The 14,665-nt window shown below is 68.0% G+C and carries 14 protein-coding genes and 1 pseudogene; 11 read left to right on the forward strand and 4 right to left on the reverse strand.

Going from position 1 to position 14,665, the window contains the following annotated elements; genetic code table 11:
* Positions 1-269 precede the first annotated feature (269 nt).
* The 5 genes and pseudogenes from AC6RUA_RS10870 (at position 270) to AC6RUA_RS10890 (ending at position 3,656) form a co-directional block, all read left to right on the forward strand.
* Positions 270-1,037, forward strand: a complete 768-nt coding sequence (locus AC6RUA_RS10870; RefSeq protein WP_499813032.1) for a nucleotide-binding protein — start codon at positions 270-272, stop codon at positions 1,035-1,037.
* Positions 1,034-1,372, forward strand: a pseudogene (locus tag AC6RUA_RS10875) (DUF8054 family protein); the annotation flags it as partial. The gene AC6RUA_RS10870 and the pseudogene AC6RUA_RS10875, both read left to right, overlap by 4 nt.
* Entirely contained in the window at positions 1,368-1,625 is a 258-nt protein-coding gene (locus AC6RUA_RS10880; RefSeq protein WP_499815440.1) for a DUF8054 family protein, read from the forward strand. The pseudogene AC6RUA_RS10875 and the gene AC6RUA_RS10880, both read left to right, overlap by 5 nt.
* 49 nt (positions 1,626-1,674) lie before the next feature.
* Positions 1,675-2,868: an AI-2E family transporter gene (locus AC6RUA_RS10885; protein ID WP_499813033.1), complete on the forward strand. Its 1,194-nt coding sequence runs from the start codon at positions 1,675-1,677 to the stop codon at positions 2,866-2,868.
* A gap of 56 nt (positions 2,869-2,924) precedes the next feature.
* Positions 2,925-3,656, forward strand: a complete 732-nt coding sequence (locus AC6RUA_RS10890) for a DUF8116 family protein (RefSeq protein WP_499813034.1) — start codon at positions 2,925-2,927, stop codon at positions 3,654-3,656.
* A gap of 7 nt (positions 3,657-3,663) precedes the next feature.
* Here AC6RUA_RS10890 and AC6RUA_RS10895 read toward each other — a convergent pair whose 3' ends face one another.
* Positions 3,664-4,302 (reverse strand): DUF7344 domain-containing protein, encoded by a 639-nt coding sequence (locus AC6RUA_RS10895; RefSeq protein ID WP_499813035.1) that lies wholly within the window; start codon positions 4,300-4,302, stop codon positions 3,664-3,666.
* A 232-nt stretch (positions 4,303-4,534) separates the two neighbouring features.
* Here AC6RUA_RS10895 and AC6RUA_RS10900 point away from each other — a divergent pair, with 232 nt between their 5' ends.
* The 4 genes from AC6RUA_RS10900 to AC6RUA_RS10915 all read left to right on the forward strand — a co-directional run bounded on the left by AC6RUA_RS10900 (position 4,535) and on the right by AC6RUA_RS10915 (position 8,894).
* On the forward strand, positions 4,535-5,464 hold the full coding sequence (locus AC6RUA_RS10900; protein WP_499813036.1) for a glycosyltransferase family 2 protein: 930 nt from the start codon (positions 4,535-4,537) through the stop codon (positions 5,462-5,464).
* An 830-nt stretch (positions 5,465-6,294) separates the two neighbouring features.
* Entirely contained in the window at positions 6,295-7,734 is a 1,440-nt protein-coding gene (locus tag AC6RUA_RS10905) for a helix-turn-helix transcriptional regulator (RefSeq protein WP_499813037.1), read from the forward strand.
* An 84-nt stretch (positions 7,735-7,818) separates the two neighbouring features.
* On the forward strand, positions 7,819-8,556 hold the full coding sequence (locus AC6RUA_RS10910) for an SDR family oxidoreductase (RefSeq protein WP_499813038.1): 738 nt from the start codon (positions 7,819-7,821) through the stop codon (positions 8,554-8,556).
* Positions 8,557-8,645: 89 nt separating this feature from the next.
* A complete protein-coding gene (locus tag AC6RUA_RS10915) occupies positions 8,646-8,894 on the forward strand; it encodes a hypothetical protein (RefSeq protein WP_499813039.1) in 249 nt (82 codons plus the stop codon).
* Between the two features lie 273 nt (positions 8,895-9,167).
* Here AC6RUA_RS10915 and AC6RUA_RS10920 read toward each other — a convergent pair whose 3' ends face one another.
* The 3 genes from AC6RUA_RS10920 to AC6RUA_RS10930 all read right to left on the reverse strand — a co-directional run bounded on the left by AC6RUA_RS10920 (position 9,168) and on the right by AC6RUA_RS10930 (position 10,437).
* Positions 9,168-9,332 (reverse strand): hypothetical protein, encoded by a 165-nt coding sequence (locus tag AC6RUA_RS10920; protein ID WP_499813040.1) that lies wholly within the window; start codon positions 9,330-9,332, stop codon positions 9,168-9,170.
* Between the two features lie 76 nt (positions 9,333-9,408).
* The gene (locus AC6RUA_RS10925; protein ID WP_499813041.1) at positions 9,409-9,759 is read right to left on the reverse strand and encodes a hypothetical protein; all 351 of its coding nucleotides are present in this window, start codon (positions 9,757-9,759) and stop codon (positions 9,409-9,411) included.
* 132 nt (positions 9,760-9,891) lie between these two features.
* Complete coding sequence (locus AC6RUA_RS10930; protein WP_499813042.1) at positions 9,892-10,437, reverse strand: DUF7261 family protein; 546 nt, start codon at positions 10,435-10,437, stop codon at positions 9,892-9,894.
* A 39-nt stretch (positions 10,438-10,476) separates the two neighbouring features.
* Here AC6RUA_RS10930 and AC6RUA_RS10935 point away from each other — a divergent pair, with 39 nt between their 5' ends.
* Entirely contained in the window at positions 10,477-11,667 is a 1,191-nt protein-coding gene (locus AC6RUA_RS10935; RefSeq protein ID WP_499813043.1) for an RNA-guided endonuclease InsQ/TnpB family protein, read from the forward strand.
* A 2,048-nt stretch (positions 11,668-13,715) separates the two neighbouring features.
* Positions 13,716-14,663 (forward strand): hypothetical protein, encoded by a 948-nt coding sequence (locus AC6RUA_RS10940; protein ID WP_499813044.1) that lies wholly within the window; start codon positions 13,716-13,718, stop codon positions 14,661-14,663.
* Positions 14,664-14,665 lie beyond the last annotated feature (2 nt).

The raw sequence follows: 14,665 nt of genomic DNA on the forward strand, positions 1-14,665 counted from the left end.
CCGTCGATGGGGACGGTTCGTGGACACCGGTGGTCGCGTGTCCGCGGATACCGGAACGTCCGGAACGCGCAGAGACGCGCACCGCGGCTCGGAGCCGGGTCGAACGGGTGGCTACCGCCACCGGGACCTCCGACTCGACCCGGCTCCGTCGGTGGGATTCTCCGACTCGTCGGCGCTCGGTAACTCGACCGCCGTCGCCGCGGTTCGTCTCGCACCGACTCACGTCAGGCGTGGCGAAGTTACTTGTGTAGGCGCGCGTCAGGCCGGGTATGGTCGAGGCGTTCGCCGTGGCGAGCGGCAAGGGGGGGACGGGGAAGACGACGAGCACGCTCGCGCTCGGGATGGCGCTCGCGGACGAGTACGACGTGACCGTCGTGGACGCCGACACGGGGATGGCGAACCTGCTGTTTCACGCCGGACTCGACGACGCCGACGTGACGCTCCACGACCTGCTGGTCGAGGGGGCGGAGACGGACGTGGCCGAGGCGACGTACGACCGGTACGGGATGCGGGTCGTCCCCTGCGGGACGAGCCTCGCGGCGTTCGAGGCGTCCGACCCGGCGCGCCTCCGGGCGGTCGCCGCGGAACTGGCGGCCGACGCCGACGTGCTGTTGCTCGACTCCCCGGCGACGCTCGCCTCGAAGAGCGCCGTGCTCCCGGTGGTGCTCGCGGACCGCGTCGTCACCGTGCTCCAGCCGACGATCCCCTCGCTCTCGGACGGGCTGAAGGTCCAGGAGTACGCCCGCTCGTACGGCACGGAGGGGGCGGGCGTCCTGTTCAACAAGGTTCACGGCGACCTGGGACGGGTCGCCGACCAGGCCGAGGAGTACTTCGACGGCGGGACGCTCGGCGTCGTCCCCGACAGCGACGCCGCGCGGGCCGCGCGCGACGCGGGCGAACCGCTGCTCGCACACGCGCCCGAGTCGGCCGCCGCGGCGGCGTTCCGCGAGGCGGCGGCCCGTATCGATCCCCGCCCCGGCGAGGCGGGCGCGGTGGCGGACCGCTTCCGCAGCGCCGTCGTCCCCGAGCGGCCATGAGCGGCGGTCCCACCGTCGGCGCGGGCCGCGTCGCCATCCCCCGGGGCGACCTGCGCTCGGCGCGCGTCGTGGACGGTCCCGGCGACCCGCTGCGGGCCGCCCTCGACGACGCGACGACGGGCTACCTCACGCTCGAACCCCAGTCGGCGCTCCTGCTCGACGGCGGTACGCACGGGGTGCTCACTCTCGCCGACGGGGTCCCGGTCCTCGCCTACGAGGCGGGCAGCGACGCCGGCGGTCCGGACGCGCTGGCGGCGCTCGCGACGGTCGGTCCCGTCAGGGCCTCGCTGTACGCGCTCCCCGAACGGGCGCTGGAGGCCGCACACTCGTGTGCGGACCTCCGCGTCGCGCCGGGCGCGCCGGCCCGGGACCTCGCGGGCGACCCGGCGCTCGCGCGCCGGACGCGCGAGGCGGCGCCGGCGGACGCCGGGGGACGACGCGAGTACGGGCGCACACGACGCGCTCGCGTCGTTCCTCGCGGACGAGGAACGGGTAGACGCCATCCGCGCCGAGGCGCGCGAGGAGGCGGAAGCGCGCGCCCGCGAGTGGGGGCTCTCGGACAACCTCGTCGACCCGGACGAAGCGTGACCCGGGCGCGTCGACCGGGGCGGGTGTCGGTCGCGGGGGTGGGCGCGGCGTGAGCCGGCGGCTCCCGACGCCCGAGCGGACGCGCTGGTGGCTCCTCGCGCTCGCGGGAGCCGCCGCGGTCGGGCTGTTCCTCTACTCGTTCGTCGGGACGTTCGTCACGGGGCTGTTCATCTACTACGCGGTCCGGCCGATTCACACGCGGCTGGAACGAGTGCTCCCCTCGCACGGACTGGCTGCGACGGTGACGGTGCTGGCGCTCGTCGTGCCGATACTGGCGCTCGTCGGCTACGCCGGGAGCATCGCGGTCCAGGAGCTCTCGGCGTTCGCGGGGGCGAACGCCGTCCAGTTCGTCGTCTCTCGGCTCCCCGGCGACCCGTCGTCGCTCTCGGAGGCGGTCCGGAACCCGCTCGCGTTCTCGCGCCGTCTCGGGGAACTTCGGGGCATCCGCGAGGGTCTCTCGGCGCTCCTCGGGACGCTCGCCACGCTCGGGAACGCCTTCTTGCACCTCTCGTTGATGCTGGCGCTCGTCTTCTTCCTCCTGCGGGACGGCGACGACGTGGACCGGTGGGTGCGCGAGCGCGTGTTCGACCCGGGCAGTCCGGGGTACGCGCTCCTCCGCACCGTCGACGCCGACCTGGAGGAGGTGTACTTCGGCAACTTCGTGACGGTGGTGCTCGTCGGCGTCGCCTCCGTGCTGGTCTACAACGGGTACAACATGGTCGCGCCCGCGGCGGTCACCCTGCCCGTCCCGACCCTGCTCGCGCTGCTAACCGGGGTGGCCACGTTCGTCCCGCTGGTCGTCGGGAAACTGGTGTACGTCCCGGCCGGACTCTACCTCCTCGCCGCCGCGGTTCGCACGGGGACGCCGTTCACCTACCCCGCGGCGTTCCTCGTCGCGTCGTTCCTCCTGCTCGACATCCTCCCCCAGACAGTGCTCCGCCCGTACCTCTCGGGCCGCGGCATCCACACCGGGCTGGTGCTGTTCGCGTACGTGCTCGGCGCGGCCCTGTTCGGCTGGTACGGGCTGTTCCTCGGGCCGCTCCTCGCCGTGTTCGCGGTCCACGCCGTCGGGTACTCGGTGTCGCGTCTCCGCGCGGAGCAGGGAGTCCGCGACGACGACGGGGCGAAGGCGACCGACCTCGGCACGGAACCCGACGAGGTGCTAGACGAGGTGGACGACGGCGACGGCGGGGACGACCGAGACGACGCGGACGGGACGGACGAGGGCACCCGGTCCGGCTGACGACGGGACGAACCGGGAACCGGCGGACTCAGGGGCGGCGGGGGCGAAGCCCGGGCGTGACGCTGTTGCGCCTGCTGGGCTGCCGGACGCCGGCCGACTTCGCCGAGTGGTACCGCGCCGGTGCGGAGTACACCGCTCGCGTGACGGAGGAGATGGGGTTCGACGGGGGGGACCTGCGGGCAGACTGCCGCGACGGGTACGCGGCGCTCCGCGGAGGGCGAACCGACGTACCGCCCACGCTCGCCCGGACTGTCGCCGCCACGCTGTTCGCCGACGCCGCGTTCGGCCCGCCGTTCCTCCCGTGGACCCCGACGTGGTACCGCGCCGCGCTGACGGGGCCGGTCGCGCTGGCGTCGTGGCGGCTTCGCCGGGTCGCGACCCCGTACGCCCGCGTCGGGGGCGGCGTCCCGGCCCCGTCGTTCTCCCGCCCCGTCGACGTTCCGGTCGCGGGCGCGCCGGCGACGGCTGGCGTCTCCGGGTTCCGCGACCGCTTCCTGCTCGCGGACGCCGTGCTCCACGTGGAGTGGTTCGCGTACGTCGCCCGCGAGTCGGGCGTCGACGTGCCCGCGTCGCTCGTGGAACGGACCCGCCGCCTCTCGGCGGCGTACTACGGCGGGCGGCGCGACAGCCTCCCGCCCGACGTCCGCCGGTTCCAGCGACTGCTGTTCGCGGACGACGCGTGGGTCCGCGACGTGGACGCGAGCTACCGGCTGAACTCCGCGCTGTTCTCGGTCTGGACGGACGTGCTCCGGACGGAGCGCGAGCGACTGGCGCGCGCCACGGCGTGAGCGCCGGTCACTCGTCGTCGCTCGACTCGCCCCCGTCCGAGACCGTCGTCACCGACGACCGGCCCGGGGAGACGGTCAGCGACCCGTAGGTGGTGTCCGCGTCGCGGGCGTGGGCGTCCCGCACCGCCCGGCGAGTGCGGGCGAAGTTGGCGGCCGTGAGCGCGGTGAACGGGAGGAGGACGAGGCTCGCGAGTACCGACGCCGGGACCGTGGCGAGGGGCGGAACGCCCGTCCACGACAGGACGACGAGGACGACGCCGACGGCGCACGCGGCGGCGTAGTACCGCGTCCACCGGACTTCGTGGGGGTGCCACAGGTACTTGCGGAGGTCGGCCCCGGCGGCCGTGAGTTCCACGTCGCCGCGGTTCTCGTCGTAGTCGAGGACACCTGCGTCGGCGAGTTTCGGCAGGTGCGTCTGGCGGAGCGCCGTGTAGACGCGCTTTCGCTGCTTCGAGGTCACTTCCTCGGGTGGACAGCCGTTCTCCCAGGCGGCGAGCAGGGACGCCAGTTCTCCGACGTCGGACCCCGGGCCGTCGTCCAGCAGCGAGTGGATGACGTTTCGCCGACGGCGGTTGCTCAAGAGCGTGTATATCTGGTCGCGTTCGATACGACTCTCCCGTCGGTCTCCCCCGTCTTCCCCGCTCATGTTCGACCCTCCTCGGAGCACGTCACATTACCAGCTACGTACTTGTTCGAGTAACCTGGCATTAATTGTTCCGCCCGCGGCGGTCGGGTCGCGAGCGGCCCGTTCACGGGTCGTTCACCGCTATACAGTCGCCGGACGATGGAGTGGGGCCGCCGATATTATTGTCCGATTGATGGTTCGGTCCGACGTAACCCGCGTGTACTTATCCCCGCCGCGGTCGTCCTCCTCGCACATGTACGACGACGACCCGCCGCTCGTCTCCGTCGTCGTCCCCACCCACTACCGGAACGACAGGCTGGACGCCGCACTCGATAGCGTCGCCGCGCAGACGCACCCGGCCGTCGAGACCGTCGTCGTCGACGACTCGGGAGAGGGGCACGCGCGCCCGGTCGCCGAACGGCACGACGTCGAGTACGTGGCCTTGCCGGAGAACCGCGGGGCGAACGCCGCCCGGACGGTCGGGGTGGACCGCGCGAGCGGGACGTACGTCCAGTTGCTCGACGACGACGACCGGCTCCGCCCGGAGAAACTCGCCCGGCAGGTCGAACTGCTCGAATCGTCGCCGTGTGCAGGCGTCGCCTACTGCGGGATGACGTTCGACGACGGCCGCCGGTTCGACCCCGACCCGGACGCGCGCGGGGACGTACTGGAGCGAGCGCTGGCGTTCGACCTCTACCCGTGTCTCACGTCGACCATGCTCGCGGAACGACGGCTGTACGACGCGGTCGTCCCGCTGGCCGACCGCCCGGGCGCACAGGACCTCGGGCTCATCGTCGAGTTCGCCCGCCGAACGCAGTTCGAGTTCGTCGACGCCCCGCTCGTCGTCCGCGGCGACTCGCCCGGGTCGCTCGGCGGGTCGCTCGGCGTCTTCGAGGGTCGCCGCGACATCGTCCGCGAGTACGCCGACCTCTACGACCGGGAGACGCGGGCACGGGCGCTCGCGTCGACGCACGAGTTCCGGGCCTCGCTCCTGCTCGACGACCGCGGCTGGTCGGCCCGGGCGGTCGCGGACCTCGTGCGGACGGCCTGGTGGCGGCGGACCCCCCGAGCCGTCGCGCTCCTGCTGGCGTCGCTGTTCGGTCGGCCGGGGGTCCGATTCGGCTCTCGGCTCCTCCGGGCGGCGTCGGGGACCACCTCCGACGCCCCCGGCCCGGCCGAGTGAGCACGGGGCCGCCGCTCCGTACCGATTCGGTCTCTCTCGGCGGCACAGCACGCTATCGGACCGGTCGTCGAAGAAAAGATGTCACACTCGCGATGTGCGTCGAGTAGCCGAACGGGGTCGTTACGCCGACTCGTTCCCGCTGGTCGTCTCGTTGCCGACGGTCGTCGTCTCGTTGCCGACGGTCGTCGTCTCGTTGCCGACGGTCGTCGTCTCGTTCGACTCCGTCTCTCCTCGGCGGCGGTCGTCTCCTCTTCCTCCGCGGCAGTCGTCTCCTCTTCCTCCGCGGCAGTCGTCTCTTCTTCCTCTGCGGCGGTCGTCTCCTCTTCCTCTGCGGCGGTCGTCTCCTCGGCGGCGACCGTGGTTTCCTCGGCCATCGCCGTGGTTGCCTCGCCGGCGCCCATGTCTGTCTCGTTCGCCGCGCCCCCACCGCCGCCCGAACATCCCGCGACGAGCGCGAGCGCAGTGCCTGATAGTCCAGCCAGCAGCTTTCGCCTGGTTGTTGTTTCTCGCATCGCAGCGCTCCTCGCTACAGCGGCCCCCGGATTAACTCGGCGTCATCGTCCACCGTCCTCCCGAGGCGTTTCCAACGGTCCCCCTCCCTCCCGGGACGGTTTCGACGATTGCGAACTGTTTCGGAGTGAATTGTTGCTCATTACTTACCGCCTTATTCTCCCTTGCGACGGCGTTTTTACTGCCCGTCGTCTCCCCACAGTACGATGGAATCCCGGTCCCCTTCAGGGACGCGCGGCCGCGCATTCGTTCTCGTGGTCGTTACGTGTCTTCTGTTGGCGTCTACAGGGTCAGCCGCGGCCGTTGCTCCGTCCTTACAGATGAACGTGGACGGCGACGGTATCGTGGTGACGGCGGACAACGTCGCGTACCTCGCGAACTGGCAGTCGCAGTCGGTTTCGGTGTCGGTCAACGGGACGGGAGTGCAGAAGGTGTGTCTGGGGACCACCGGCGGCGGCGACCAGACGCTCGCGTGTCGGCCGGTGAACCCGAACGCGACGCAGACGAACATCCAGTTCGCGTTCGATAGCTGGCCGAACAACGACACCGGCCAGCGAACGCTGGTCGCGACCGCTCGCGCCAACGGGACGGTGCTGGCGAGCGCCGAGCGGCCCGTCCACCTCCTCTCGGCCGACGGCGACGTGGACGGGGACGGCCTCGGGAACCGCAACGAGATAAACGGGTCGACGGGCTTCCTGGACGCCGACACGGACGACGACGGCCTCGACGACGGCGCGGAAATCCGGACGCACGAGACGGACCCGACCGTCGCGGACACCGACTCGGACAACCTCAGCGACGGCGCGGAGGTGAACGAGTACGGGACGAACCCGACCGAACCCGACACGGACAGCGACAACCTCAGCGACGGGGCCGAGGTGCTCTCGCACGGGACGGACCCGGCGACCGGCGACACGGACGGGGACGGCCTCGACGACGGCACGGAGATTCACGAGTACAACACGAGTCCGACGAAGGCCGACACGGACGGGGACGGCCTCGACGACGGCGCGGAGGTGAACGTCCACGGAACGAACCCGACGAGCGCCGACACGGACGGGGACGGCCTCGACGACGGCGTAGAGGTGAACGAGTACGGGACGAACCCGACCGAACCTGACACGGACGGCGACGGACTGGCCGACGGTCCCGAGGTGAAGGAGTACGGGACGAACCCGACCGAACCCGACACGGACGGCGACGGTCGGCCCGACGGCGCCGAGGTCCAGGCCGGGACGAACCCGACCGACGGCATCGACGAGACGACCATGCTCGGGGTCGGGCTCGTGGTCGGCGCGTTCCTCCTCGTCGCGGGAGTGGTCTTCTTCGCCCGACGGCGCGGTCTGGGTGGCTCGCTCCCGTTCGGCGGGTCCGGGGGCGGCTCCGACGACTCCGAGTCCGGGGACGAGCCAGACGACCCCGGCGCGGGCACGCCGGCGGCCGACGGTACCGCGGACGGACCGACCGTCGCCGAGCCCACCGAGGGCACCGAGGTGACCGACGAGGGGGGCGACCCGATGCCGACCGCGCTGTCCAACGAACGACAGGTGCTCAAACTCCTCGACGAACACGACGGTCGCATGCCGCAGGGCGCCATCGTGGGTGCGACGGGCTGGTCGAAGTCCAAGGTGAGCCGCGTACTCTCGGGGATGGAGGAGGACGACGAGATTCGGAAGATCAGCATCGGTCGGGAGAACATCGTCGTCCGTCACGGGGAAGAACCGGACTGGGCGCGTTCCCCGCTCGAGGAGTCCGACTAGTTCGGTCGGACCGCGCGACTCGTCCCCCGCCGGAACGGGGACCGAGGGGAACGGCTTTGCCCGTTCGCTCCGACGCGCGGACGTATGCGTTCACTCGACGGCGACACGGTGGTCATCACCGGCGCGAGTTCCGGCATCGGCGAGGCGACCGCTCACCTCCTCGCGAGAGAGGGTGCGAACGTCGTGCTCGGCGCGCGACGGCTGGAGAAACTCGACGCCATCGCGGCCGACCTCGCGGACGCTCACGACGCCGACGCCCTCCCGGTCGAGACGGACGTCACCGACCGCGAGCAGGTGGACGCGCTGGTGGCCGCGGCGGTCGACGAGTTCGGTGCGCTCGACGCGCTGGTGAACAACGCGGGCGTCGGCCTCGGCGGCGACGTGGAGTCGATGACCGACGAGGCGTACCACACGATGACCGACGTGAACGTCGACGGGATGTTCTACGCGACGCGAGCGGCGCTCCCGCACCTGCGCGAACGGGAGGGAACACTCGTGTTCATCGGCAGTTTCGCCGGTCACCACCCCCGTCCGGGGAACCCCGTGTACGCCGCCACGAAGTGGTGGACGCGCGGGTTCGCCCACAGTCTCGAAGGGCAGGTCGGGGAGGACGGCGTCGCCGTCTCCGTCATCAACCCCTCGGAGGTACGCACGGAGTTCGGCGGCGAGGAGGACGAGGCGTTCGAGGACCGGTTCGAACCGGGGGACGTGACCGCCCCCGAGACGGTCGCGGAGGCGGTCGGGTTCGCGCTCGCGCGGGATTCACCCGACACGGTGAGCGAGCTCGACCTCTACCGCCGCGACAAGTTCGCGGAGTTCTGAGCCCGCCGACCGACCCAGTGTCGAGCGAAATTATCAGACCTGATTCTATCGGCGAAACACGTTAATATCCCTCTGCCAATCGTGTGTGTATGACGACGGCGCAACTCGACGGCGGCCTCGCGAAGACGGTCACGCTCGGTCACGACCAACTTCAGCGACTCGCGCTCGCCGCGGAGTCGCTCGCCGAGGACCAAGCGGACTTCGACGGGGAGTTCGCCGCCAAACTGCGCGCGGACGCCGACCACCTCCAGTCCGTGGCGGCCGCCGGGACGGTCCGAGTGGACCAGGGTCTCGACGCCTCGCCGTCGCCCGCGTTCTCGGCCACGCTCGACGACTGATCTCGCGGCCGCCCTCACTCGCTTTTATCTCGCCTCGCCGACGGGGCGGCGGCGGTCCGTAGCTAGGTTCTCCGTCACTTCGCCGGACAGGACGCCGAGGCGTCTCGTCGTTGGGCGCCGTCGGTGTCGGTCGCCGTCCGAGTAGTACCGGCCACCATCAGGAGACACGAACGACGGGAACGACGCCGGTCGTGTCGGACGGCCCAGCCGCTGGGGTGTGTGAACGACGAAGGACGAAGAACCGACGGCCCGCCGGGACCGAGCGCGCCCGCCTCAGGGCGCTTCCGGAACCGCCTCGCTTCTCTCTTGCTCGCCGAGCACATCCTGCTCGGCAGCGTCCACGGGGTACGTCCCACAGTTGGGACAGAACGTCCCGCCGTCGGCGGTTCCGTACAGTCGCTCGCCGCACTCCTGGCAGGCCCCGTCGGGATATCTCATCTCTACAACGGACTCGCTAGTCGACGTACTTCAAGGCGCGCCTCAGATTATCGTTCGTGATTCTCGACGGACGCCGTTACCCACGCCAGCGCCAGCCGCGTCGTGCCAGCAACACGCTGACCGCGACGAACGCGAAGGAGGCGACGGTCGCCAGCCCCGCCGACCGACCCAGCAGGCTCCCAAGTCCGAACAGGCACGTCGCCCCCAGCGACGTGACGACGCCGACCGCGTTCCAGTCGCGGTCGGACTCCCTCTGCTCGCGGTCCGGTCGCTGGTGCCGCCCCGTTTCGGCGGCCCGCTCGTCGGCCTCGAAGGACCGGTACGCCGCTTCGATGTCGCGTCTCTGTGCCTCGTCGTCGATGGGACGGAGGTCTGTCTCGTCTGCGTTGTCGCTCCGGTTCACTGAATAGTCGGGTTTCGTCGCCATGGCGGCTCCACTTCGAGGTATTCCCGGACCGCCCATAACCGGGACCGACCGTTCCCGTCGGTTCCCGTCGGTTCGTGTACCGTTCGCACCGTTCGTTCCGTTTGGAACGGTTCCGTGGCCGTGAAGGAAGGGTTACGCGAACGGGGTTGTCAGCACGACCGTCACCGTTGTCGTCCCGGAGCGTTCGGTCACGGTCACGTCGACCGCGAGTGCGACGACGGCCGTCTCGTCGACGCGCTCCTGGACGACGAGACCCTCGCGCGCTTCGCACGACCCGAACCGGCGGTTCGGTCCCCACGGGCAGTTCGACTCGGCCCACGCCTCGGCCGCGCTCGTGTTCCGTTCGACGGTCACGGCGACCGACTCGCGCAGGCGCGACCGCTCGATGCGCGAGACGTCGGCGTCGAACGTGCGCGCGAACGCCGTCCGCGCGTCCGAGCGGTCCGCCCACGGATACTCGCCGGCCACCCGGGCGGAGGCGTTCGCCGCAGCGCGCTCTACCGCGCGGACGACGTCCGCCGTCGCCCGGTCGTCCGCGGTGCTCGCGTTCACGTCCGGGTGCGCGCCGAGCTGGAGGTACGCGAACGCCATCGGGACGAGCGCGACGGCGACGAGGGCGGCCGCGAGCAGGACCAGTTGGCCGCGGTCGGAGTCGGTCCTCGGGTTCCCGGGGGTCACGCGAATGTTTATACCCGATAGCAGGTCCAACTCATCCCGATGGAGGAGCGACGAACCGTCCGCGTCAAACTACAGGTCGCTCCCCGTGCGGAGGCACTCCTCCACGAGACTGCCGAGCGATTTCTCCACTGTGCGAACCGAACGAGCGACTGGGCGTGGGACGATACCGGGTCGTGCTGCACCGATCGTTCTGCGGCACGGGCCGCGCTTTACGGTGAACTCCGCTCCGAGACAGCACTCCACGCGAATCTCGTCCAGAAGGGGATCAAGCGAGGCATCGACGCCGTCCGATCTGGTGTCGCGCGTCGAGCGGACGGACAGCGAACCTCGCGCCCGCAGTTTACCGCGCGGAGCCTCCTGTACGATAAGCGATCCGCGACGTTCGCTCGCGACAGTGTCTCACTCGCGACTGTCGATGGGCGGGTCGTCTGTGAGTACGACCTCCCTGCGGACGACGGCACACCACAGCAGCGGTACGTCTGCAATCCAGCGTACGAGTTCCGGTCGAGCATCCTCCGATACACAGACGGCGATTGGTATCTCCATGCCCTGATGCAGCGACCAGTCTCAGAGGTCGATGACGTCGAGCACCCAACGGTCCTCGGCGTCGACCTCGGACTTCGGCAACTGGCCGTCACCTCGACCGGACGGTTCTGGTCCGGTTGCGAGCTTGCACACTGGCGCCGAGAATACGAGAAGCGCCGTGCGGCGCTTCATCGATGCGGCACTCGCTGGGCATACGCGAACATCCACGCGGTGGGACGAACCGAGACCGGTCGACTGACACAGCACTTGCACGAGGTAGCGAACGAACTCGTAACAGAGGCGCGCGAACACGAGTGTTCTGTAATCGTGTTCGAAGACCTCTCTCACATCCGCCAGCGACTCTCGGGTGCTCGCTGGCAGCATCGATGGGCGTTCCGCCGGCTCACCGAGTATGTCGAGTACAAGGCCGTCACAAAGGGTATCTCGGTCGCGTTCACCTCGCCTGCCGATACATCTCGTCGCTGTTCGACCTGCGGAATGGTGGACGAAGCGAGTCGATCGGGTCGGACGTTTCACTGCATCGCGTGCGGATACGAGAATCACGCCGATTACAACGCGGCGAAGAATATCGGACTTGAGTATCTCCGTCGGAACCAGATTGGAGCCGATGGAGGCGCACCCGCGGGAGTGCGCTTGAACAGCGGGATCCTCACGCCCGATGGCATTCGGGTCTCTCCCTCGTGAGCGACCTACGCTGAAGGACCAGCATGACCCATCTCGCGCGTACCACACTCTTCGCTTCGTGACTGCCACTGGTGATCGATGATCGGAAGTCGTCAGGAGTGAGAACGTCGCGCAGTCTTGGCGATACGGTCACTAAATGACCGTCTCTGTTCTCGTGAACGTCTCTCATGCACCTGCTCTCCGGAGTCATAGCGAGCCAGAGCGGGTGCACGCCTCTCAAAAGCGGTCTCCTGCTTCGCCCGCTCGCAGCACCGTATTCATAATCGGCTCTCTGACCCGGAAAGAGCTAGCTCGACCCTGACGACTCGGCATCTAGGACCGTTCCAACTCGAGTCACTGGGTGCCAGGGATTCCCCCTCGGCGGCCTCTCTAGGGGGTACGCGAACACGGTGGAGAACTACCCCTGCGATGGAACCGGGAAGACCACCTCGCTGGTGTCACCCGTTCAAATTCTCATACTCGGACGCCGTCTCTCGATTTTCGATACGAGAGTTGTCCTGCGTCTTCGGCCGGTTACACAGAACTAGGGAGAGAGGCTCTTCTCCCGCCTGTATGCACTGAAGCTCGGAACGCGGGTGCCGTCGCTATCTGCTCGGCAATCTGACCTAGTCCCCTTCGCTGCGAGCCTCTCGGCTTCCCTTGCGGTGGTGCGGGCCGATTATGAATCTCACACGGCCACAGCTAATTCGACTAGCCGTCTGCTTACCACCGGAGAGCTACTGAGCCCGATTAGGGATTCACATCAATCGCAGCGCGCAGTTGCTGGTTCGTATGGCCGCTTCCTCCCGCCCATGGTTCGTCTCGCAACCCATCGCATGATTCTGACCGCAGAGTATTATTTCTGATTCACACGACGCCAAATTTACTACCGGTCGTTAGTCCTGATACCACAGATATGGCCGCAAGCGAACGAGGGCGGGTTGCGAACGCGCAGTGCCCAGATTGTTCCATCAGCGTGCACGCCTACCGAGTCAAGCACGATCGGACACTCGTGACGACGACAAGCGGACTGGTTGCTGCCGGTGCTGGGGGCGCCGTTGGGAGCGTCGTCGGACTAGCCACTGGCGGATGGGGACTCGGCACGACGGTCCTCCTCGGAGCTACTGGCTTGGTGGTCGGAAGCGGATTGGGATACATTCTGGGCGAACAGTTCGATACACCGCGTTGTCCTGCCTGTAATCGATCGGTTGACTTTGGGTGGTCTGCTACCCCACTCGATACCTGAGGAACAGACCGCGTTATCCATAGCGGATGTCTGTAGCGATCGAGCACGTAAGGAATAGAGCGGACTGGCCGATTACACCGAACACAGCCGGGATGGTCGCTGTACTGCTCTGCGATGACGGCTATCGGTGCCGTGACGGCCGATACCTATCCACTAGCCGGAACATCCCCTGTGACGTCAACCACGAGTTATCGATCCGCGTCGCCGGCCACGGAAGCGAGTGACGAGACGGCGACGCAAATGCAGAAATCGGCTACCCCTGAAGTCTCTGCCAAATGGGGCTTCTCCGGGGTCGGCTGCCTTCTGCTGAATTGCTGATGGAGGCAGCACGAAACAACTCGACTTCGTTGGGGGTGTTTGGGATCGCAGCAGGGGCAACAGGAGTCGCAGCCGCCTCCTTCGCGAGTGCACCTGTCACCTCGATTCTCTGGCCGGTGATCGCCCAGATGTATCTCCAGTCACCTGTGAAGAACGCGCGATCGATCGCTGAAGAGCGATTCACTTCCGACGAGGGGGACGCTGCTACTCCGCTAGAGTATTACCGTCGTCTTGTTGTGCTAGAAGGAGCCGGGTTTGATTCGACATAGCAGCAGCCACTGACTACTTGGTGAGAACAACGAGATCGTGGCTTATCGTGAGCTGTTTTTGAGTACGCCACCCATCACTGAACCGCTCGGCAAAAAGGAGGAACGAGTAACTGGTGCGGTTCGCGGAGAGGGAGGAACAGGAGAATGCTGGATACGATCTCTTGACTGGCGTTAGTTTATTTAGAAAGTAACTACATGAATTATAGTATATGGCATCACGTCGTCGACAGGGAGCGATGACGCCGAGTCCGCGAGAACTGCGCGGTCGGGAGTTACCCCGGTCGGTTGAACGACTCGTCGACCAGTACGAGTCGGTGTTTGCCTGTCGAGACCGCTATATGTGGGGGTGGCTCGACGCCGTCCTCCCTGAATTCCGACTCGACTGTGTCCCCGCACAGTATCGCGATCTCGCCGATGAGGGCCGACTGCTGGTCAGCGTGTACGTGACCGCGCTCAACGACCTTTCCGACCGCCGCTCTGACGATACCGCTTTCGAAGCGGCTGCACGGATTCCGATCACTGGTCCGCCCGAATCCGACACATCGGCCGACGAACCTGCAGTTCGGCTCGTCGCAGCGACCTGGGAGACGCTCCGTGACCGACTCGCCGGGGCTCCGAATTTCGGACGGTACGTGACGAGGCTTCAAGACGACCTTGCCGAGACTGCACGTGCGCAACGACATGCTGCGAGCGTTGTGGCCGATCCGGGGAGGGTCAGCTACGAGGAGTGTCTGAGCGCCCAGTCGGCGACAATGTGTATGGACGCGCTCGCGACGGTCGACCTGATGTGTTCGCCCGAGTTCGATCCCACCGATGAGTCGGCGCTCCGCGAGGTGATTCGTGTAATCGAACCACTCGGCCGGATCGGCAACTGGCTGACCACGTGGGAGCGTGAACTCGCCGAAGGGGATCTTGCGAACGGCGTCGTCGCTCGTGCGGTTGAGGAGGGTGTGATTTCACCGACGGACATGATCCGTGCTCGGTCGGATCCGAGCTTTCGCCCGACGTTCGCTGACCGCATCAGAGAGGCCCGTATCGAACGCAGGATCGACCGTGACCGCGATCGTCGCCTCCGCTCCGTACAGGACCGCATCTGGGGAGCGAAGTCGGTCGACCTCAACGCGTATGCCGAGGCGATGACGACCGTCTGGAACTTCCACAAGGCCAGTTACGGCTACAAGTAGCT

The organism is Halorarum sp. SLYT50 (assembly GCF_059821265.1).